This is a genomic window from Dapis hubbardiae BLCC-M172, from assembly GCF_050016015.1.
Lineage (GTDB): Bacteria > Cyanobacteriota > Cyanobacteriia > Cyanobacteriales > Microcoleaceae > Trichodesmium.
On the sequence record NZ_JBNHEQ010000297.1, the window covers coordinates 71,727 to 92,401 of the forward strand.

General features: G+C 35.2%; 21 protein-coding genes and 1 pseudogene. 14 read left to right on the forward strand and 8 right to left on the reverse strand.

Annotation, left to right across the window (positions count from 1 at the left end; all coding sequences use genetic code 11):
* Both ACP6PK_RS27670 and ACP6PK_RS27675 read right to left on the reverse strand, forming a co-directional pair.
* Entirely contained in the window at nucleotides 1-1,341 is a 1,341-nt protein-coding gene (locus ACP6PK_RS27670) for an FAD-binding oxidoreductase (RefSeq protein WP_426564556.1), read from the reverse strand.
* A 570-nt stretch (nucleotides 1,342-1,911) separates the two neighbouring features.
* Entirely contained in the window at nucleotides 1,912-2,577 is a 666-nt protein-coding gene (locus ACP6PK_RS27675) for a class I SAM-dependent methyltransferase (protein ID WP_426564500.1), read from the reverse strand.
* Nucleotides 2,578-2,990: 413 nt separating this feature from the next.
* Here ACP6PK_RS27675 and ACP6PK_RS27680 point away from each other — a divergent pair, with 413 nt between their 5' ends.
* The 7 genes and pseudogenes from ACP6PK_RS27680 (at nucleotide 2,991) to ACP6PK_RS27710 (ending at nucleotide 8,844) form a co-directional block, all read left to right on the forward strand.
* The gene (locus ACP6PK_RS27680; protein ID WP_426564502.1) at nucleotides 2,991-4,862 is read left to right on the forward strand and encodes a S9 family peptidase; all 1,872 of its coding nucleotides are present in this window, start codon (nucleotides 2,991-2,993) and stop codon (nucleotides 4,860-4,862) included.
* 514 nt (nucleotides 4,863-5,376) lie between these two features.
* The gene (locus ACP6PK_RS27685) at nucleotides 5,377-5,949 is read left to right on the forward strand and encodes a globin family protein (RefSeq protein ID WP_426564504.1); all 573 of its coding nucleotides are present in this window, start codon (nucleotides 5,377-5,379) and stop codon (nucleotides 5,947-5,949) included.
* A gap of 93 nt (nucleotides 5,950-6,042) precedes the next feature.
* The gene (locus tag ACP6PK_RS27690) at nucleotides 6,043-6,303 is read left to right on the forward strand and encodes a globin domain-containing protein (RefSeq protein WP_426564506.1); all 261 of its coding nucleotides are present in this window, start codon (nucleotides 6,043-6,045) and stop codon (nucleotides 6,301-6,303) included.
* A gap of 222 nt (nucleotides 6,304-6,525) precedes the next feature.
* Complete coding sequence (locus ACP6PK_RS27695; RefSeq protein ID WP_426564506.1) at nucleotides 6,526-6,786, forward strand: globin domain-containing protein; 261 nt, start codon at nucleotides 6,526-6,528, stop codon at nucleotides 6,784-6,786.
* A 288-nt stretch (nucleotides 6,787-7,074) separates the two neighbouring features.
* Nucleotides 7,075-7,218: pseudogene (locus tag ACP6PK_RS27700) on the forward strand (globin domain-containing protein); the annotation flags it as partial.
* A gap of 18 nt (nucleotides 7,219-7,236) precedes the next feature.
* Entirely contained in the window at nucleotides 7,237-8,166 is a 930-nt protein-coding gene (locus tag ACP6PK_RS27705) for a pentapeptide repeat-containing protein (RefSeq protein ID WP_426564508.1), read from the forward strand.
* Nucleotides 8,167-8,547: 381 nt separating this feature from the next.
* The gene (locus tag ACP6PK_RS27710; protein ID WP_426564510.1) at nucleotides 8,548-8,844 is read left to right on the forward strand and encodes a hypothetical protein; all 297 of its coding nucleotides are present in this window, start codon (nucleotides 8,548-8,550) and stop codon (nucleotides 8,842-8,844) included.
* A gap of 289 nt (nucleotides 8,845-9,133) precedes the next feature.
* Here ACP6PK_RS27710 and ACP6PK_RS27715 read toward each other — a convergent pair whose 3' ends face one another.
* On the reverse strand, nucleotides 9,134-9,757 hold the full coding sequence (locus ACP6PK_RS27715) for a uridine kinase family protein (RefSeq protein ID WP_426564512.1): 624 nt from the start codon (nucleotides 9,755-9,757) through the stop codon (nucleotides 9,134-9,136).
* Between the two features lie 262 nt (nucleotides 9,758-10,019).
* Here ACP6PK_RS27715 and ACP6PK_RS27720 point away from each other — a divergent pair, with 262 nt between their 5' ends.
* Entirely contained in the window at nucleotides 10,020-10,856 is an 837-nt protein-coding gene (locus tag ACP6PK_RS27720) for an SPFH domain-containing protein (RefSeq protein WP_426564514.1), read from the forward strand.
* Between the two features lie 59 nt (nucleotides 10,857-10,915).
* Here the strand turns inward: ACP6PK_RS27720 and ACP6PK_RS27725 are convergent, their stop codons facing one another.
* Nucleotides 10,916-12,406 (reverse strand): glycoside hydrolase family protein, encoded by a 1,491-nt coding sequence (locus ACP6PK_RS27725; RefSeq protein WP_426564516.1) that lies wholly within the window; start codon nucleotides 12,404-12,406, stop codon nucleotides 10,916-10,918.
* A 752-nt stretch (nucleotides 12,407-13,158) separates the two neighbouring features.
* Here ACP6PK_RS27725 and ACP6PK_RS27730 point away from each other — a divergent pair.
* The 3 genes from ACP6PK_RS27730 (at nucleotide 13,159) to ACP6PK_RS27740 (ending at nucleotide 15,348) form a co-directional block, all read left to right on the forward strand.
* Nucleotides 13,159-13,881, forward strand: a complete 723-nt coding sequence (locus tag ACP6PK_RS27730; RefSeq protein WP_426564518.1) for a pyridoxine 5'-phosphate synthase — start codon at nucleotides 13,159-13,161, stop codon at nucleotides 13,879-13,881.
* 21 nt (nucleotides 13,882-13,902) lie between these two features.
* Nucleotides 13,903-14,241 (forward strand): MgPME-cyclase complex family protein, encoded by a 339-nt coding sequence (locus tag ACP6PK_RS27735; protein WP_426564520.1) that lies wholly within the window; start codon nucleotides 13,903-13,905, stop codon nucleotides 14,239-14,241.
* A gap of 426 nt (nucleotides 14,242-14,667) precedes the next feature.
* Entirely contained in the window at nucleotides 14,668-15,348 is a 681-nt protein-coding gene (locus tag ACP6PK_RS27740; protein ID WP_426564522.1) for a hypothetical protein, read from the forward strand.
* A gap of 237 nt (nucleotides 15,349-15,585) precedes the next feature.
* Here ACP6PK_RS27740 and ACP6PK_RS27745 read toward each other — a convergent pair whose 3' ends face one another.
* The 3 genes from ACP6PK_RS27745 to folD form a co-directional block, all read right to left on the reverse strand.
* A complete protein-coding gene (locus ACP6PK_RS27745) occupies nucleotides 15,586-16,044 on the reverse strand; it encodes a divergent PAP2 family protein (RefSeq protein ID WP_426564524.1) in 459 nt (152 codons plus the stop codon).
* 9 nt (nucleotides 16,045-16,053) lie between these two features.
* Entirely contained in the window at nucleotides 16,054-16,995 is a 942-nt protein-coding gene (gene crtE, locus ACP6PK_RS27750; protein ID WP_426564526.1) for a geranylgeranyl diphosphate synthase CrtE, read from the reverse strand.
* Between the two features lie 334 nt (nucleotides 16,996-17,329).
* A complete protein-coding gene (folD, locus tag ACP6PK_RS27755; RefSeq protein ID WP_426564530.1) occupies nucleotides 17,330-18,193 on the reverse strand; it encodes a bifunctional methylenetetrahydrofolate dehydrogenase/methenyltetrahydrofolate cyclohydrolase FolD in 864 nt (287 codons plus the stop codon).
* A 560-nt stretch (nucleotides 18,194-18,753) separates the two neighbouring features.
* Between folD and ACP6PK_RS27760 the strand changes: the two genes are divergently transcribed.
* The 3 genes from ACP6PK_RS27760 (at nucleotide 18,754) to ACP6PK_RS27770 (ending at nucleotide 20,514) form a co-directional block, all read left to right on the forward strand.
* Nucleotides 18,754-19,122, forward strand: a complete 369-nt coding sequence (locus ACP6PK_RS27760; protein ID WP_426564532.1) for a DNA-binding protein — start codon at nucleotides 18,754-18,756, stop codon at nucleotides 19,120-19,122.
* Complete coding sequence (locus ACP6PK_RS27765; RefSeq protein ID WP_426564534.1) at nucleotides 19,109-19,555, forward strand: NUDIX hydrolase; 447 nt, start codon at nucleotides 19,109-19,111, stop codon at nucleotides 19,553-19,555. The genes ACP6PK_RS27760 and ACP6PK_RS27765 overlap by 14 nt, the downstream gene beginning before the upstream one ends.
* Before the next feature lie 314 nt (nucleotides 19,556-19,869).
* Nucleotides 19,870-20,514: an Rpn family recombination-promoting nuclease/putative transposase gene (locus tag ACP6PK_RS27770; RefSeq protein ID WP_426564536.1), complete on the forward strand. Its 645-nt coding sequence runs from the start codon at nucleotides 19,870-19,872 to the stop codon at nucleotides 20,512-20,514.
* Here the strand turns inward: ACP6PK_RS27770 and ACP6PK_RS27775 are convergent.
* The coding region (locus ACP6PK_RS27775; RefSeq protein WP_426564538.1) for a WD40 repeat domain-containing protein at nucleotides 20,477-20,675 on the reverse strand (199 nt) is incomplete at its 5' end. The genes ACP6PK_RS27770 and ACP6PK_RS27775 overlap by 38 nt on opposite strands.

A 20,675-nucleotide genomic window follows, 5' to 3' on the forward strand; every position in this document is an offset into this window, starting at 1 on the left:
CTAAATTCCACCCACAAAAGAATGTGGCTTAAGAATATTTTTAGGGTCAAATTTTTGTTTAATTCCACGCATTAAATCAAGACCGTTTTGATTATAACCCCAAACATCAAGTTTTTCTTTCATCTCTAATGGTGCCGCTAAAACTGTCAGAAACCCACCAACAGATTCACACCATCGCCGTAATTCTAAAATAGTTTCAGGACTAACTGAATTAAAGTGTAATTCTCCTAAACCAACACCTGCATGAATTAATCCTAAACCATTTTCTAGACCTGGTTGATTTAAAGTTTCTACAGCTTTATTAGGCATTAATCCTATCTTACAAATTACTTCTGTATTTTCCTGATAATGCCAAATTTTCTGTTTTAATTTATCCCATAATTCTGCTTCATAATCCTGGTATCTAGTTGAATTTAAACCTAATTTATCTCCTACTTCTAATACTCGATTAGATTGTTCTTCAACACTGTCTATTATGGTTTGAAATCTTACTATTAATCCTACACCTTTTCCTAAGTCTAATTGTTCAACTAAATTGCTGGAAAGTAAATCAACGGCAACAGGTGTTAATGCAGAAGATAATAAAGTTTGAGCTGCTTGAGCAATATTATTTTTTTCTCCTACTAAAACAACAGTTCCCGATGCTTCTTGTATAGGATAAACCCTAAAAGTAACTTGACTAATAATACCTAATGTGCCATAAGCACCTGTAAATAATTTCATTAAGTCATAACCTGCAACATTTTTAACTACTCGTCCTCCTGCTTTAGCAATTTTTCCATCCGAACGTACGAAACTAATACCCAGTAACATATCTCGCACACCCCTGTAGCGCTGACGTAGGGAACCAGTATCAGCAGTAGCAATAATACCGCCAATAGTTGCCGTTTCTGGATCAGCAGGATCGATGGCAAGAAATTGACCTGCCTTTGCCAGAGTTGCTTGTAATTCTGCATATTTCATCCCGGCTTCCACGGTAACAGTTAAGTCACCAACAGCGTGTTCGATGAGACGGTTGAGGCGATCGCTACTGACAACTATTATTCCCTGGTGGTGAGTAGTTGGATCTACTTTGACTAACCCTCCCCAATGGAGTTTACTACCACTACCACAAGGTAATATCGCCCAATTATTTTTAGCGCAGCAAGCAACAACATCAGATAATTGTGCTTGAGTTTCTGGATAAATGATGCAGTTAATAGTGTTGTTGGGAGCGATAGCCTGTGATATTTGTTGTTGTTTTGTTGGGTCGATATTTTCCCATAAACTGATATTGTCTTTGCCAACAATAGTTTCTAATTCTTGTATGTTAAATGTATTTTCTTGTGAAATCACTGTGATTAAATTAATTATCTAAGTAAAATTGTTTTTTTGACAGTTAGGGATTTAAAATAATTCCCATTTCTTTTTATAGCACATTTGTTGACTTTATTTGAATAAAAATTACCAAGTTAATCAGAGTTTGAAAATTATACTACTAAATTTATTCATAACATTCTTTTTTTTTGAATTGTATTAATAGTTAAGATAGCCCTTATTTAATATTAACTCCATAAAATATTGCTACAGTCATAACATAGGTAACAGTTAATCAGGACTTACGCAAACCAACTAATAAACCGCGTTTATTGCCATGATTATTGTTTTTCAAATTATAATCTGGTTTCTGCCTAAGTCCTGTTAACGTTATACCAATTCACTTTAAAGATGTCACAAATAGTTTCCAACTTTAAATGTGAAATAATTTCCTAAAATTACTGTATAGTCAAAGTTTTGAGCTGATAAAATCTTACTTTTGACTTTTGACTGTCTTGAGTGTGTCTTACATTCTGTTCGCGAAGCGTTTCCGCAGGAAACGGAGACCTCAGAATTACACACTCGCTTTTGACTTTTGAATTCAGTTAAACGGTATTAAATCTGACGATGAGCAATTACAACATAAAAAGGATCGCCTCCTCCTAAACCTAACATCTGTAAAAAACTAGGTGCATTTGACTTTTGAGAAATTACCTCTACTTGACTAAATCCTGGAACACCATTAGCATTTTTTACAGACTCAAAATAACTCTTTACTAACTTTACTCTTCCCTCTTCCGAATTATCTCGCCAAGCACTAATTGCCTTCTCATAAAACATCCGATTAGAAAAGCTAATAATTGCTATCCCACCAGGTTTAAGAATACGATGAATTTCATAAAATATAGCATCAGGATATTGCAAATATTGAATCGAAACACAGTTGAGTACAGCATCAAAATCTTTGTCCGGGAAAGGTATTTTTAAATCCTGATTCAAATTTTGAACAAAGTAATGATTTAATTGACGATTTTTTGCCAACTCCTCCTCATTCATACCATGTCCTTCAACATGGGTAAATTCTATTTCCTGTGGTAAATGAGAAACCCAACTACTCATCATATCCAAAATTCGAGTATTGGGTTTGAGGCGATCGCGATATAAATTGGTCAACTGATCAATAAACCCTTCATCCACATGAGTGACAAATCTGGGAAAAGAATAAAATAAGCGATCGTCAGAATCATCTAACTTTGTCCGTTGATTAGCTTGTAGTAACATAAAAAGTCAAGGTAGGTTTACACTACATATATTGTAGGTAAATATTACAAAATGTAAAGTAAGGTCTAAAGGTAAAATATATTTAATACCACTTATGAAAAAGGATGCGTAAGAGCATACGGCCGTTTTTGCTCTTACAATTGGTTTATACAGAAATAAACTTAATATATAGCATTACTTTTGAGAAAGGGTATCATTATGATGTCCGGATAATAAGTTTTTGTTTGTAGTAGGGCTTGAGCAATTTCTGTCTTACGGCTTTAGCCCTACTACGAGCTTTCGGACATGATATACAAAAAAAATCAAACAGCAAACCGAAAAATGACCAAAAAATAAGGTCTCTTCCTCCTTTTAATGGGAGCAAAAAAATCAGTTTGCTGCTGATAACTGTTAACTTATAACTAATAACTGAAATGACACAACTTCCACCTCTCATTTCCCGTGACATTTTATTCGGCAACCCCGAACGGACTAACCCAAAACTGTCCCCCGATGGTAAATATCTTGCCTACATTGCTCCAGATGAAAAAAACGTTTTGCAAGTATGGGTACGAACTGTAGGTAAAGAAGACGATCGCCAAGTTACTGCCGACAAAAAACGAGGCATCCGTATTTATCTTTGGACTTACAACGAAGACCAACTGATATACCTCCAAGATGCTGACGGTGATGAAAATTTTCATCTCTATCAAGTAAATATTCAATCAAACATAGTGCGCGACTTAACTCCATTCCAAGGAGTTAAAGCAAACATAGTAGATATAGATCATCATTTTCCCGACCAAATGTTGGTGGGATTGAACCTGAAAAACCCCCAAAGTTTCGACGTTTATCGCATCAACCTCAATAATGGTGCAGTAGAATTTGACACTCACAACCCAGGCAATATTATTGGTTGGACTGCTGATGCTCAATTTCAAGTCCGGGCAGCGATCGCTAGAACTGAGGATGGAGGTTCCGACCTCGTTTATCGGGAAACTACAGAAAAATCTTGGGAAACTATGCGTCACTGGGGACCAGATGAAGAAGGTGGTCCTGTTATGTTCTCGGATGATAGCAAAATTCTCTATATATCAGGTAATCACGATGCTAATGCTCAACGTCTACTTGCTATCGACCTCGCTGCTCGTCAAGAAAAGGTAGTTGCTGAAGACTCCCAATATGATTTTAGTAGCGCTATCATTCATCCTACTACTCGTACCATTGAAGCAGTAGGTTTCTACAAAGACAAATTAGAATGGCAAATCTTAGACGATAGTATTGTTGCAGATTTTGAATTCCTGAAAGCTGCTCACAAAGGAGAGTTTCGCATCGTAGACCGCACTCTCAACGATCTAAACTGGTTAGTCGCTTATTTCACTGATGACGGACCAGTTTATTATTATGCTTATGACCGCACTGCCAAAACTACAACGTTTTTGTTTACGAACCAACCGCAACTAGAAGGTTTACAGTTAGCTCCGATGGAACCTGTTTCCTATACTGCTAGGGATGGTCTCACTATTCACGGATACTTGACTAAACCTGTGGGAGTAGAAACTCCAACTTCAGCAGTGCTTTTAGTTCATGGCGGACCTTGGGCGCGGGATACTTGGGGTTATAGACCGCAAGCTCAATGGTTAGCTAACCGAGGTTATGTGGTATTGCAGATTAATTTCCGGGGTTCGACTGGTTACGGTAAAGATTTTCTCAATGCTGGCAACCGGGAATGGGGAGCGAAAATGCACGATGATCTAATTGATGGAGTTAACTGGTTAGTCGAAAATAGTATCGCCGACAGGGATAAAATTGCTATCATGGGTGGTTCTTATGGTGGTTATGCAACATTAGCAGGATTAACTTTTACTCCAGAAGTATTTGCTGCTGGTGTAGATATTGTCGGACCGAGTAATTTGATTACTTTGATGGAAACTATTCCTCCTTATTGGGAACCTCTGAAGAAAATCTTTAGTCATCGCATGGGAGATATTGAAACAGAACCAGAATTTTTGAAGTCGCGATCGCCTCTATTTTTTGTAGATAAAATTCAGAAACCTTTGTTAATAGGTCAAGGAGCAAATGACCCACGGGTGAAGGAGTCAGAAAGCGAACAAATTGTTAAGGCAATGGAAGATGCTGGTAAACCTGTAAAATATGCTTTATATACAGATGAGGGACATGGTTTTGCTCGTCCAGAAAACCGTCTACATTTTTACGCGATCGCTGAGGAATTTTTAGCAGAATACCTGGGTGGGAAATTTGAACCAGTAGGAAATATAGAAGGTCATTCTGGTATAGTTAAATGATGCGATGTTTGGATAATTAGGGATTAATTTCGTCTTCTTGTAGGAATGTTCTATGGAATATTTCTACATCAAATTATTCAAGACAAAATATACAGCATATTTCGGGCAAATGATGAAAATCTTGTAGATATCTTGCCCGCTACTGGTGTACTTCATCACAACAGAAAGCACTGTATTTACCTACAGCGGTTTTCATTTGGATAGTAGGGAAGTTGCATAACAAAAATGCGTTTCATGTTGCGCAGCAAAACGTCCCTACAAAGTCATCATTTTTTTTTATGTGGTTCATTGACCTGAAAATCCCTATAAAGTTGCTAAAATTAAAATTATTTTGAGATATTTATTCTTTACGAGAATAATTAATATTTAATATCAAATCCGGATAATTACTATACTCCAGTCATTGCGACTGGAACGGAGTGGAAGGAAGCAATCTCATGGGTTTAGGAGATTGCTTCCTATCGTCGCAATGACAACTGTTTAACCGGATTCTATATAATATGGTAAAGAAAAAATGGGGTCAAAAATTGAAATTATAGAACAAAGCTTTGCACAAATAAAACCGAATGCAGAGAAGTTTGCAGCTAGTTTTTATGTAAATTTATTCAGAGAATATCCAGAGTTAAAACCACTGTTTGTTAATACTGATATGGAGAAGCAACAGAAAAAGTTGCTTGATGCTCTAATTTTAGTAGTGGAAAATCTTCGACATCCAGGAGTATTAAAAGGAGTTATAGAAGCATTAGGAGCGCGACACGTTAATTATGGAGTTTTACAGCAACATTATCCAGCAGTTGGTAAATCATTACTAGAGACTTTAAAGGAGTATCTTCAAGAAAATTGGAATTCTGAAGTTAAAGCAGCTTGGGTTTCTGCTTATCGTGGAATTGCTAAATTGATGTTAAAAGGTGCAAACTATCAATCTCTGGCAGACATAGAAGGAGAAATAGAAACACAGGAAGAAACACAGATAATACCTCCTAAAGTTAACATTAATTCAGAGATTGAAATAACCAAATCTAAAGTTGAGTTACCTATAGAAATCATTGAAAATAGTTTTGAGAAAATCAAACCTTACGGAAAATAATTTGCTGCTAGTTTCTCTGAAAATCTATTTATGGCATATCCAGAAGCAAAACCATTATTTGCTAAGAATTAAATATCTAATTAACAGAAAAAATTGCTCAATTCTTTAGTATTAGTAGTAGAAAATTTACGCCATCGAGAAGCATTAGCAGAAGTCTTACAAAACCTTGGTTCTCGTCATGTTAATTATGGTACTTTAAAACAACATTATCCATTAATTGGCGAAGCATTATTAACAACTTTAGAACAATATCTTGGTGATGAATGGAATATTGAAGTCAAAAATGCTTGGGTATTTGCTTATGAACAAATTGTGGAATTAATGTTTGAAGGGGCGGGGTATTCACCCACATAAATTTCCACTTCCCCAAACTCAAGTTCTGAAATTAATCTAGACAAAACTCCAGTCTCAAAACCAAGTTCTCAGTTACAAGTAGAAATCATTGAAAATAGCTTTGAGAAAATCAAACCTTACGGAGAATAATTTGCTGCTAGTTTCTCTGAAAATCTATTTATGGCATATCCAGAAGCAAAACCATTATTTGCTAAGAATTAAATATCTAATTAACAGAAAAAATTGCTCAATTCTTTAGTATTAGTAGTAGAAAATTTACGCCATCGAGAAGCATTAGCAGAAGTCTTACAAAACCTTGGTTCTCGTCATGTTAATTATGGTACTTTAAAACAACATTATCCATTAATTGGCGAAGCATTATTAACAACTTTAGAACAATATCTTGGTGATGAATGGAATATTGAAGTCAAAAATGCTTGGGTATTTGCTTATGAACAAATTGTGGAATTAATGTTTGAAGGGGCGGGGTATTCACCCACATAAATTTCCACTTCCCCAAACTCAAGTTCTGAAATTAATCTAGACAAAACTCCAGTCTCAAAACCAAGTTCTCAGTTACAAGTAGAAATCATTGAAAATAGCTTTGAGAAAATCAAACCTTACGGAGAATAATTTGCTGCTAGTTTCTCTGAAAATCTATTTATGGCATATCCAGAAGCAAAACCATTATTTGCTAAGAATTAAATATCTAATTAACAGAAAAAATTGCTCAATTCTTTAGTATTAGTAGTAGAAAATTTACGCCATTGAGAATTATTAGCAGAAGTCTTACGAAATCTTGGCGCTCGTCATGTTAATTATAGTACTTTAAAACAACATTATCCGTTAGTAGGAAAAACATTACTCAGAACTTTCAAGCAATATCTTAAAGATGATTGGACTCCAGAAGTTAGAAAAGCTTGGATATATGCGATTGGTCAAATTAGCAGATTAATGTTTGAAGGTGCAGGTTATATAAATACAAATAAACCAGCAGCAGAAACAGCTCAAAAACCTAAATCTGAATCACAAGAAAAATCTGTATCAAACGAGACTACTCAACAAAAATTTACACCACAAATCAACCAAGTAAAACAACAATCAAACGACCAATATTATCAAGAAGAAGCAACAGTAAAACTGCAAAAATTAATAGTAAAAATAGTTAATCTTTTCTGGATATCACCAAAATGGTTGGTAGTAATTATTGCGGTTATTCTGACAGTTGTAGTAGTTAATATAATAGATGAAGATTCCTTTTTAGCTAAGACATTAGATTCTATTGATGCTATTAGTGTTATTGTTGCTATAGTTTTGTTTGTTAAAGAAACTCCTGACCGAAAAAAACAATTTCATTATCAAGCATGGAGTATCATAGATGCAGCTAAAGGTGTCAAAGATAGTCAGGCAAGATTTATGGCAATTCAAGACTTGAATAAAGACGGTATTTCTCTGAGAAGTTTACAAGCACCAGAAGCATATTTAGGAAATATTGATTTAAAAAATGCTAATCTTAATGAAGCAAATTTAAGTAAAGCAACCCTAGAAAATGCTAATCTTAAAAAGGCTAACTTAAGCTATGCAAATTTAAGTTATGCTAAACTATCTACAAGTGATTTAACTGCAGCAAATCTGACTTTTACTAACTTCAAAAATGCTAATGTCAGCAATAGTAAAATGAGTTATGCAAATTTAGTTTGTGCCGACTTAAGCAATACTAACTTAAGTGGTGTTAACTTAACAGGAGCAAGTTTAAGTGGTGCAAATCTAACAGAAACTTATTTAGTTGGTGCTAATCTTACAGATGCAAAAGTAAGTATTTCTGAACTTTCTAATGCTTATTTAAAAGACGCAATTATGCCAGATGGTTCTAAACATGATTAAATTGAAGGTAAGCATTCAGCAGTCAGCTAACAGCTATCAGCTATTGTTTTTGGTGGGAAATTTAAACCCCACCCTTAAGACTATACTTTATAAATATCTTTCTTAAGATCAAACTTTATAATAGATAGCTTTAAGAGCTGGATCTTATTACTAATAGCTGAATACTTACAATTGAACAATAAATAAATTTGTACAATGTCACAAAAATGCTATACTAATCTTAAATGATTTGTGAGAAAAACTGTAGGGATTTGGTTTACAAATCCCTTCTTGTTTTGGGTTTGGAGACAAAACCCCTACAATAAAATCTTATAACCTATTTAGGGTTGCTATAAAATTCTACAATCCTAAAATTAATTAATAACAAAAGATAGAAAATTTATGGAATCACACAAGCACTTGCTAGCAAAAAATATGGCATTTCTCATGTTAGTTTCTCCCAATAGTAACTTAGAAAAATTATTAAAGTTTTGTTTGGCTACAAAAATCACTGGGAAAAATCCTGGGAAAACTACTGAAGAAATGGCTAGAAAACTCATGGAAGAACCATCTACTTTAGCTTATTGGACACAAAATGTGATGAGAATTGACGATAATTATACATCTGAAGAGTGGGAAGCTTTAGGAAATATGCAATTAACAGATATTGATAAATTCATGGAGCAATTGTGGCAATAATTAGAAAGTTTGGATTTGTAGAAAAAATTTGATAATTATTTAAGAGGAAGAGAATATTCAGCAATTAACAATGTTCATGTCGGCGAAAGCCGTTGGCGCAGCATGACCTAGGAATACAATTAATAATTACCCCTTTTTAAAACGGATAGGATTGACTAAAAGGAAAATTTTTGATTCCTTAAAAGGGGAGGCTTCAAATCTGCATTGTTGAATGAATAATTAATTGACTATCAACTCTTAATTATTAATTATTAACTATTAATTATTAATTAAGAGTTGATACTATCACTTAGTATTCCTTAAACTTATCATCGTTAACTATAATAAAATCAGCCATTTGTTTTGGTTTATCTTGAGCAAAGTGTAACCGTTGAGCTGGAAAATATATAGTTTCGTAATCCTGCCTTAATTCTACTTCAGAAATACCTTCTTGGTTACGATTTAATGCTCTTTTAAAAGCCGTTTCAAAACTACAGTAAATCCAAATCCGATAATCAAAGTTAAATTTATTTTGAAACAAAAAGATACCCTCTAAAATTACTATTTCTGCATTGTCTATCTGATAATGATATTGTGTGTATGAATTGGAATTACTAGCATCTGCATGATTAGCAATTAAGTCAATAGATCCAGTTTGTTGAAGTGGAGCAACTAATGTAGAGAACATTTCTGTAAATCTCAATCCATTGTTATAGAAATGTTCTGCCGGATTTGTATTACTGAATCGTTTTTCTGGTAATTCTAGCCATCCGTCAATTCCAATAAGATAACTATTAATACCAATTTCTTGCAATGAGCTATTTATTTGAGAACCGATATAGCCTTTTCCTGAACCATCAATTCCAGAAACAGCTACCATCAAAGGTTTTGTATTTTGACTTTTTTCAGATAAAGTATTAATTAAATTTTCCATATTAACCAAGCTTGTTAGAAAAATCAGAAGTCAGAAGTCAGAAGTTATTTGTATCACAGAGATTTTGAATAAACCTCCAAAAACATTTTGCCTTAAAAGGTAGGGTTTTAGTAAGTAATTATTTTGATAAAATTTCCAAAGTTGTCCCACATCTAATTATGGTCAAGTATAATTTTTAACTGTATTTATCCTTAAAATAGTATTATTCCTAGACAATGCTACTATTAAAACAATTAACCTAATATATAAAGTCTAAAATATTATGCTCCAATATCTTGTGGCTCTGATAGCAACTGCAATTTTTGGTTATACAATTAACTCCTCTGTAAAAGTGATCGATCAAGGGGATGAAGCTTTAGTAGAACGCTTAGGAAAGTATCGACGGACGTTGAGACCTGGACTTCGGTTAGTCTTACCCCTGCTAGAAAAAATAGCTTATGTTGATACTATCCGCGAGCGGGTTTTGGATATTCCGCTTCAGTCAGTTATTACTAATGATAATATAACCTTGCAGGTAGATGCAGTAGTGTACTGGCAAATTATAGAAATGGAGAGAGCATATTATGCAATTGAAGATGTACAAAATGCTATCAATACTATTGTTTTAACTTCTCTCCGTTCTGAAATTGGTAGCTTGCAAATGCGAGAAGTTTTGTCTACAAAAGCTGAAATTGATAGAGCTTTACTGAAGAAATTAGATGAGGCGACTTCTAGTTGGGGAGTAAAGGTGATTCGTGTTGAGATTCAGAATATTATTTTTCCTGAAGCAGTAAAAGCAGCAATGGAGTCGGAAAGGATTGCTTTAAGTGAAAAACAAGCTATGATTGAACAAGCAGAAGGCGAGAAGCAAGCTGCTCTTACTAAAGCTAAAGGACAAGCAGAGTCTATAGAGATTCTTGCCAAAACCTTAAATTTGCGTCCAGATAGTCGTACATTTATGCACTTTCTGATTGCTCAAAGATACATAGACACTAATCAAAAATTAAGTGAAAGTGATAATTCTAAGATATTATTTATGGACCCAAAAGCTATGTCAGAAGCATTGGGTGAATTAATGGGAGGAGATGACAATTCTCCAGATTTGAATAAACCTGATTGATATCAAATCAAAAGCCAAGTAGGGTGCGTAACGCTTGGCGCTGCGCACCATCATTTCAATTAAGGTTTAGGACAAGTTCCCAATTTCCAGTCAACAAAAATATCGCGGGGGTCTGTATCTCTTAACCAACCAATGAACCTTTTATAATCAGCTATGTTGTAAGTAGCTATACAACCAACAGTACCAGGAGCGCCATAATTTCGATTCCAGTCAATATGAATTTCGATCGCGCTTCTTTCAGTTCTACCTGGTTCTATATAATCTAATGGAACTGTTACTGGACCAATACCACTTTGAAAAATCCGACCATAATAATTATCTCTACCATCAGCCCAAACAATATCCTGAATGTACCACTTTCCTTCTGGTAACGGTTCCCCAGTCATTGCCCGACTCCGAGCCGCAGTACGGAAAAATTGTCTTCCAGGGGCGCCACAACAAACTTCTAATCTGTCTTGTAGTTTTCCACTTTTAAAATAGTCTAAGTTAAGTACATAACATCCATACCTATCCTTTCGACTTGTCTTTGTTAATAGCAAGTAGTTTCTATTTGTCGTGGGTGGTGGTGCAGGAGGAGGTGGAGGTGGAGCATCTCCCCATAATTTTTGCCAAGTTATTGACTCTACCGTACTATTAGCTGCTGTAGGGCCAAAATAATCTTTTTTAAATTCTATAACTGCAAGTTCAGTTTTCTTACCAAAAATCGGCTCAAGTTCTCCAGAATAATACCCTAAATCTTTCAATCTATCTTGTAAAATTCTTACATCTTCCCCTTGACTACCCCGCACTAATACACGATTTAGTTTTGGAGGTGTACCTTGACTATATATATCAGAAAGTTTGAAAACGGAAATTCTTTCACCAGGAGGAATTGATTTATTAGCAGGAGCAATAACAAAAAAGCTAGCATTTGGATACTGAGGAAAAATACTAGCTAATAAGTCTTTATCAAACCTTTCTAGAGTTAAGATTTCTACTACTTCACCCTGCTTCCAAGCCACAACTACAGTTTTCTTATTTTCATCCCTATATCCTTCTAACCAAGTTACTTCCTCTTGTTTTGAAATTTCTCCTTCTAAAGGTTTTTTTTCTCCTCCAGCTCTGAGAAATAATTCCTGTTCATCAGCACGACGAGATACTAACCCTGGTAGTGGCTGAAAAACACCATTAACTACTCCATTTACCCAACGGGAAAATTCATTAGCTGCTCCTTGATAATCTCCTTGATTGAGTTTTCTTAATAAGGTACTACCTTGAAATGCACCAGTTCCTACGTTATAAGCAAAAGATACTAAAGCATCAAATTGGTTTTGATTAACAGGAACTCTTATTAGTCCAGAAATTTCTCTCGCTACTCTGGAGCATTCATACCTGAGGTATGCTTCTGCATTCCTTTCAGAAATTCTATCCCCTAACTGAACTACTTGTCCGTCAGGGTAACGGGTGGTTCCATACCCAATAGTTGGTATACCTACTGGATCTAGATAAGCATTCAGAAAAAGTCCTTCCCATTTCTTGATTAAATCAAGGCAATTTTGTGAGATTTGCATTGTTGACAGTTCCTATTTACAACTAAACAGTACAGTTAATGCTTTTATAGCAATTCCCAAAAAGCGTGAGGTACAAAATTCTAGCTTTGAGGGAACAGGGAACAGGGAACAGGGAACAGGGAACAGGGAAAAGGGAATAATAAAAATATCAACAGATAACTATACTTTATGAGCTTGAGAAATGCTATATATAATTATCAAGTTTGGCTCTAATAATTAATATTTTTATTAATTAGCTACATTTTTCAAGGTTTTGATTCTCAAGAATAAGTATTTTCCATATTTTACCAAAAAAAAGTAATTTTTATAAAATATATGAATGATTGATTTTGAGTTTTCACTCCTTAAAATAATAGTTTGAACTAAATATATAAAATTTACCGAATAATTAAGGTTTAAAGCCTCTCATGATCAAGGAGAAACAATGAATTTATTTTCCTTTTCTTCAATCCAATCCGTTTTAGGGAGAGGTAATTATCAATTATCAATTATTGAATTTGTCATTATCCAGCCGTTAGCTATTTCCTGTTAATCAGCCACACAAGAATAAGTCGTTTAAATGCACAATAGCTTATAAAACTAAACAAGAGGAAAACTTAATACTCAAAGTTTATAAATTAGAACTTATTGAATTGTCCACAAACTGCCTCAGTTTCTGTAATTTTGATAATTTCAGAAAGCTTTGAGGTTTAGACTGATAATATAATTAAGTACCTGTGCAAAATTAATTTAACCTTTTTAGGAGAAAAAAATTGCCCACTCTTGGTGTCAACATCGACCACGTTGCCACAATTAGACAAGCGCGACAAACTGTAGAACCTGACCCAGTAGCAGCAGCAGTTTTAGCTGAACTAGCTGGTGCTGATGGTATTACTGTCCATCTGCGGGAAGACCGTCGCCATATTCAAGAACGAGATGTCCGTATTCTCCGACAAACCGTGCGGACTCATTTGAATCTAGAAATGGCCCCTACTGAGGAAATGGTGGCGATCGCTCTGGAAATTAAACCGGACTATATTACTCTTGTACCAGAACGCCGGGAAGAAGTCACTACTGAAGGGGGTTTGGATGTGGCAGGAAATCTTCCCCGGATGAGGGAAGTTGTAGCCCAATTACAAGGAGCGGGTATTCCTGTAAGTATGTTTATTGATGCAGAAAAAGCTCAGATAGAAGCTTCTGCCGAAATTCAGGCCAAGTTTATTGAACTCCATACGGGATGTTATGCTGAAGCTGAGGATGAGGCCACACGCCACAAAGAATTGACTGTTTTGGCAGATGGGTGCAAAATAGCGATCGCTGCTGGTCTCCGGGTAAATGCTGGACATGGCCTCACTTATTGGAATGTTTATCCAGTTGCTTGTCTAGAAGGTATGGAAGAACTCAACATTGGTCATACAATTATTTCTAGGGCGGTACTCGTGGGTATGGAACGAGCTGTCCGTGAAATGAAACTGGCCATAAATGGTCAGTTCTAATTACTAACTTTATTGATGGAAATGCAAACTTACTATTACGTCTTAGCTAGTCAAAAATTTTTAATGGAGGAAGAACCCCTAGAAGAAGTATTTAGGGAGCGCACCAGAGATTATCACGAGAAGGAAAAGGAAATAGATTTCTGGTTAGTTTCTCCACCTGCTTTTTTAGAAGCTCCTGAACTGGTTAGCATCAAAGAAAAATGTCCTCAACCTGCAGCAGCGATTATTTCTACTAATCCTCAATTTATTACTTGGTTGAAATTACGCTTAGAGTCTGTAATTACAGGAGAATTTCAAGCACCTTCAGACACTATTCCTGAAAATTTAGTTTCTCTAGCACCTGCTTCTACGAAAAATTAATTAATATGTAAGCATTTCCTGGGGAATGCTATGTAAAAAGCCGTCAGCTATCAGCAGCTATTAGTATTAACTTACTCAGGACTTACGCATAACCACTATATCTTGTAGGGGTAATTTCCTAACGTAATGCTCCTAATTACATGAATAACCCCTAAATATAGCATATAATTTGAAATTTTGCGTAAGCCCTGTTATTGTCACATTATATGAAGAGTTAGTCTCTAATGAGAACTAAAAGTGAAGTTAAACTAATACTTACAGGACTTACGCAGAACCACCAGCGCTAGTAGGGGCGAATGGCCATTTGCCCCTACAGACTGTTTATACTTTCAGATTTTGCGTAAGTCCTGACTTAATTCATTTTTATTGCTGAGAGCTGACAGCTAATAGCTGAATGCTTACTTGATTATTAACCATTTTTTCGCAATGACTAATACTCAACTGCAACTGAATAAACCTTGGTTGGGGAGGCTAAAAACTTTGATGGCCTCAACTTTTTTATGCTTGTCATTTTTGACAATTGAGGAAAAATATGCTTTAGCAATTGAAGATTGTCAATCTCCTGGGAGTGATGAATACTTATTAGTCATAATTACAGAGACAGCTGCAAATCAAGAGATAGTTCGTCGCAGCTTACCACCAGATATTACGATAGATGTCTGTCGCTACATTGACCAGACTGTTAGTAGTATCCGAGGTTTTGATGACCAAGATGTGGCGAGTGATTGGGCAAGATATATTCAAGATATCGTGGGGTTGCGTGCCTATGTAGTTAGACCGAGTGAGGAGACAGAACCTGATGGACCTTTACCAGCTCCTCCAGAAATAGGTTTTAATCCTCAACCTTTAGGTAGTGGTTATGCTGTTTTAGTAGATTATAATAATCAACCAGAAATCGCTTTACAGTTGGAAAGAAGTTTAGGGCGCAATGTAGCTTTAGCTGCTTATGGGCAAAAACCTTTTTTATTAGTAACCTACACCAAGGGACGTAAAGCTGCTACAAATAGTATGTTCAACTTAAGCGATCGTGGATTTTTAGTTTTTGTTGTAGATAGTAGTAGGGTGACGTTAATTAGTCCTAAAGTTAAATTAGAAAATAGGGAGTAGGGTTCAACAATTAATAATTAATAATTAATAATTAATAATTAATAATTAATAATTATTAATCAATTATTACCTCTTCTTATAAATAAAAGCATTAACTAAAAGGATTTTTCTCTTTTTTCTCCATGAATTGAGAGGCTTTATACGTTAATTTTTCGGTAAATATATTGATAAATAAGAGTGAGATAATTTATTTACTTTTTTATTATTTATTGGGTTATTATTAGATATTTATATTAATTAAGTATAAGCAAAACTCGCAACCCAAGATACAGCTACTCCCAGACAAAACCCTGCTATTACCTGTACAGGAGTATGGCCTAACAACTCTTTGAGACGATCTTGATTAAGATGATGGTCTTCCTGGAATAATTCATCTATAATTTGATTGAGAATTCGAGCTTGTAATCCTGCTGCTTGACGAACTCCTGCTGCATCATACATCACAATAATCGCAAAAACTAAAGCTAGGGCAAACTCTGGACTAGCCCAACCTTTTGTCTGACCTACTCCTACTGCCAATGCTGCTACAAATGCAGAATGGGCACTAGGCATTCCCCCACTTGTGAATAAAGCTTGTAAATTCATCTTGCCATGTTGAACTAACTCTACCACGATCTTGAAAAATTGAGCCATGAGACAAGCTAGGAGAGCAACCCATAGAACATGGTTATCCATTATTTCACCAATATTCTCCATATTACTCCCCTAGTTAGTGCGGCTGATAATAAAATCTGCTAAAGCTATTAGTGGCAATGCCTTTTCTCCAAAAACTTCTAACTCTGCCTTGGCATTCTGAACAAGTATTTGAGCTTGACACCGAGATTTTTCTAATCCCCAAATTGCTGGATAGGTTGCTTTTTGAGCCTCAAGATCCTTTCCGGCAGTTTTCCCTAGCTCTTCTGTAGTAGCAGTAATATCGAGAATATCATCAACTATTTGAAAAGCCAAACCAATATTTTGAGCATATCGGGAAAGTCTCTGTAAATTAATTTCCGATGCACTGGCAAGTATAGCACCACATACTACACTAGCTTCTAAAAGAGCGCCTGTTTTATGAGTATGGATAAAATGTAGGGTTTTTTCAGATACTTGTGAGAGACCCTCGGAAGCTAAGTCCACTACTTGGCCTCCAACTAACCCTGCTGCTCCAACTGCTTTTCCCAACCGAGCAATGACTTCAAGAACTTGTTGTGGTAGTACATTTTTAGTTTGAGTAGCCACAAATTCAAAAGCATAAGCTAATAAACCATCCCCTGCCAGAATTGCGATATCTTCACCATAAACTTTATGATTTGTCAACTTACCTCGGCGATAATCATCATTATCCATTGCAGGCAAATCATCATGTATTAAGGACATGGTGTGGATCATCTCTAATGCACAGGCAGTGGGCATTGCCATTTCTATATTTCCACCTGCTAATTCACAGGTAGCCAAACACAGAATTGGACGTAAGCGCTTACCTCCTGCTAGTAGGGAGTAGCGCATTGCCTCATAAATTTTTTCTGGGTAGACTATACTGATAGAATTGTCAAGAGCTTTTTCAACTAGAGCTTTTTGCTCTGCTAAATAGGTAGGTAGGTCAAAATTTGTATCTATTTGAAATTGAGGAAGCATGGGATTAATCTGGTGGCCAGTATTTGGCATTAGCACCATAGATTATACACTTTATTGGTTTCAATCCCGAAATTTATTTGTTTGAAGAAGAAAGCAAAAAGGCAAAAAGGAATTATACTCAATCAGTTTAATGATAAAATAGTAGTAGTCTAAATATAACTTCCAGTGAATTTAGGGAAAAACATTAGATGTATATATTAATAACTATAGCGCTACAGTATATTTAGTATTTTTTCCTTCTTCCCTTTTCCTTACTTCTACATATATAGTTGTTTCACTTTAGATTGAGACAAGTGTTTCTTGCCCTAAAAGGATTTCAGCTGAAAAAGTGTTTCATTCTTAAATTAAATGACTATAAGTTGGATTATTCTACTAAACCGCTCCAACGTTCTACAGTATTTTGCAATAACATCGCTACAGTCATCGGGCCAATTCCACCAGGTACAGGAGTAATATATTCTGCTATCTCTGCCACAGAGTCAAATTGAACATCTCCCACTAACTTACTATTACCTGCTTCATCTGTAATCTTATTAATTCCTACATCTATAACGACTGCTCCTGGTTTGACCATCTCAGCAGTAATCATGTTTGGTTTACCTACTGCTGCTACAAGAATATCTGCATTTCTGGTTATGACCTCTAAATTTTGAGACCGGGAATGGGCAATTGTTACTGTACTATTGGCCTCCAATAACATTAATGCCATTGGTTTGCCCACTAAAATGCTTCGCCCTAGTACAACGGCCTGTTTTCCTTGCAATTCAATATTATATTCCTTTAGCAAGCGCATCACTCCTGCGGGAGTACAACTGCGTAAACCTTTTTCACCACGGAGCAGTTGTCCAAGATTCATGGGATGGAGTCCATCTACGTCTTTGCTAGGGTCAATTTGGTAGAGTAATGAAGTAGAGTCTAAATGTTCTGGTAAGGGTAACTGTACTAAGATACCGTCTACTTGTGGGTCTTGGTTTAATTGTTGAATTACTTGTGTTAGTTCAGCTTGAGATGTTTGGGTTGGAAAATGTTTCCCGAAGGAGGCAATACCTACTTTGGCGCAAGATTTTTCTTTGTTACGGACATAGACTGCACTGGCAGGGTTATCTCCCACCATTAATACTGCTAAACCAGGAGGACGACCAATTTGACTTTGTAGAGACTGAACTTTTTGTTGGAGTTCAGCTTTGATTTTTTTGGCCAGAGCTTTACCATCTAATTTATTTGTCATTGCTATTTCCTATTTGAGTTTTGATTTTAAAAGTTGTACCTAATGACTTTCCTATCAATTTATTGATTTCAATTTTTGATTTTGAAATTAATAAGTTATCTTGTTAATCAGGATAATAATAGTATGATGATGAGTATATAAAAGTAGATTTTGTGATGTTTTAAATAAACAAAAATAATGTTTAATTTTTAGCACTCAAATAGAATTGAATCTTTTATTGGTATTATAGATAGACAAAATTATCTTAATTGGTATGGTAATATTTTTACAGGATATGGAGTTATAAAATAAGACTGTAGACGTGATAATTGAAAATATTTTGCTGTGAATTTTAAATATTAATAAATTAATGGGAATAATCAATTTGTAGTTACTATAGTAATAACCATAAAATTCTGATGCAAATAGGGAAAAAAGTTTTGATGATAACTAGATCGCCGACTAAAAAAGCTTTGGGAATCAATTACATACAAATATTGCAGAGATTTCCATCTTCGTTTTTGCTGCTTAATTCTTCTTTATTAAATTCATTGTTTGATAAATTTAGAATTCTTCTGATTATGTTTTTTGTGACAGGACTAATTAGTTGTAGTCAAATTACAGAAACGGCTATTAAATTGAATCTCAATGTAAGTCGAATTGATAAAATTCAAACCAAGGGTAAAATTGATAATCAAGTATATTTAAAAGGTACTGTAGAAAGTCGTGCCCCATTTATAGAAACAGGCGCTTATGAACTAACAGATAATACGGGGAGTATTTGGATATTTACTACAGCAGAATTACCAAAGATAGGAACAGAAATAACAATTAAAGGAAAAATACGTTATCAAAGTATTATTGTTTCAGAATTAGGTGATCAGGATGTTGGAGATTTTTATATAGAGGAAGTAGAACGAATAGAAGAAGAAAATTATGAACAACAATAATTTACCTCATGTGGCGATCGCTATTCTGTACCGAGAAGGGAAATTTCTCCTACAATTACGAGATGATATTCCTGGTATTGCTCACCCTGGTAAATGGGCTTTTTTTGGGGGTCATATAGAAACAGGAGAAAAACCGGAGGAGGCTGTAAAACGAGAATTAGCTGAAGAAATAAGTTATACACCTGATATAGTTTCCGAGTTTGGTGTTTACTATGACACTAATGTTGTTCGTCATGTATTTTCTGCTCCTTTAACTGTGGAATTAAAAGATTTAGTTTTGGGAGAAGGTTGGGATATGGGGTTATTAACTCCAGCAGAAATTAAGGCAGGTAAAGCTTATTCTGAGAATGCAGGAATGGAGCGATCGCTTGGGGAATTTCATCAAAAAATCCTCTTAGATTTTATGAGTAAATATGACACTTTGATTGATTGAAACTTGGGAATTATTCTAGTTTTTAAAATTGCATAGAATAGAGATATCTATGAATAGTAGATAAATTTTTATGCAAGCCTTTACTTAGTTAGTTAACTAATATATAAACAGGTAAAAACTCGTCATTGCCACGATAGGAAGCAATCTCGTAAAACCGATTACTTACTTAATTAGCTAATATATAATCTGGCTAAAAACTCGTCATTGCCACGATAGGAAGCAATCTCGTAAAACCTCTGATATTGCTTCCTTCCACTCCGTTCCAGTCGCAATGACTTACAATAACTAAGTTATCCGAATTCAATATAATTGCTTTGGCTTACGATAATACTTGTAAATATTTAGCAGAAACTTATGCTCCGAATTTTGTCCGTTGGTTACTGGGAATTAACCCTAGTAATGTGCAGGTAATTAAAACAGAAATTATTCCTGAACCTATTCGTTCTGATGCTTTGATTCTGCTACAAATCGATCGGAAAATTCTACATCTAGAATTTCAAACATTGCCTTACTCTGACCCACCAATTCCCTATAGAATGCTCCAATATTGGACGTTGCTTTATGAGAAGTATTGGTGTGATATTGAGCAAGTGCTTATCTTATTAAAAGAAACTGATTCAGAATTGGCTTCTCAAGATAAATTTGAAAGGCAAAATACTCGGCATTCTTATCGAGTAATTCGACTTTGGGAGGAGGAGTCTGCACCTTTTCTTGCCGATAATGCTTTATTACCATTAGCAACTTTGACTCGTAGTCAAAGTCCAACAGCTTTATTGTCAGAAGTAGCAGATAAAATTGCTAGAATAGAAGAGGTAGATCAACAAAGAAATATTTCTGCTGCTGCGGAAATATTAGGGGGTTTAAGGTTTGATAAAAATTTAATTCGTCAACTTTTGAGGGAGGAAATAATGCAAGAATCTGTTATTTATCAGGATATTCTCCACTCTCATGGCCGTTGAGAGTCTGCAATAATTTCCCCTGAGGGTTCCACAATTTCACTGTTTTGTCAATACTTGCAGTTGCTATAGTCTCTCCATCGGCACTAAATGCTACCGCTTCGACCCAACTCTCATGGCCGTTGAGAGTCTGCAATAATTTCCCCTGAGGGTTCCACAATTTC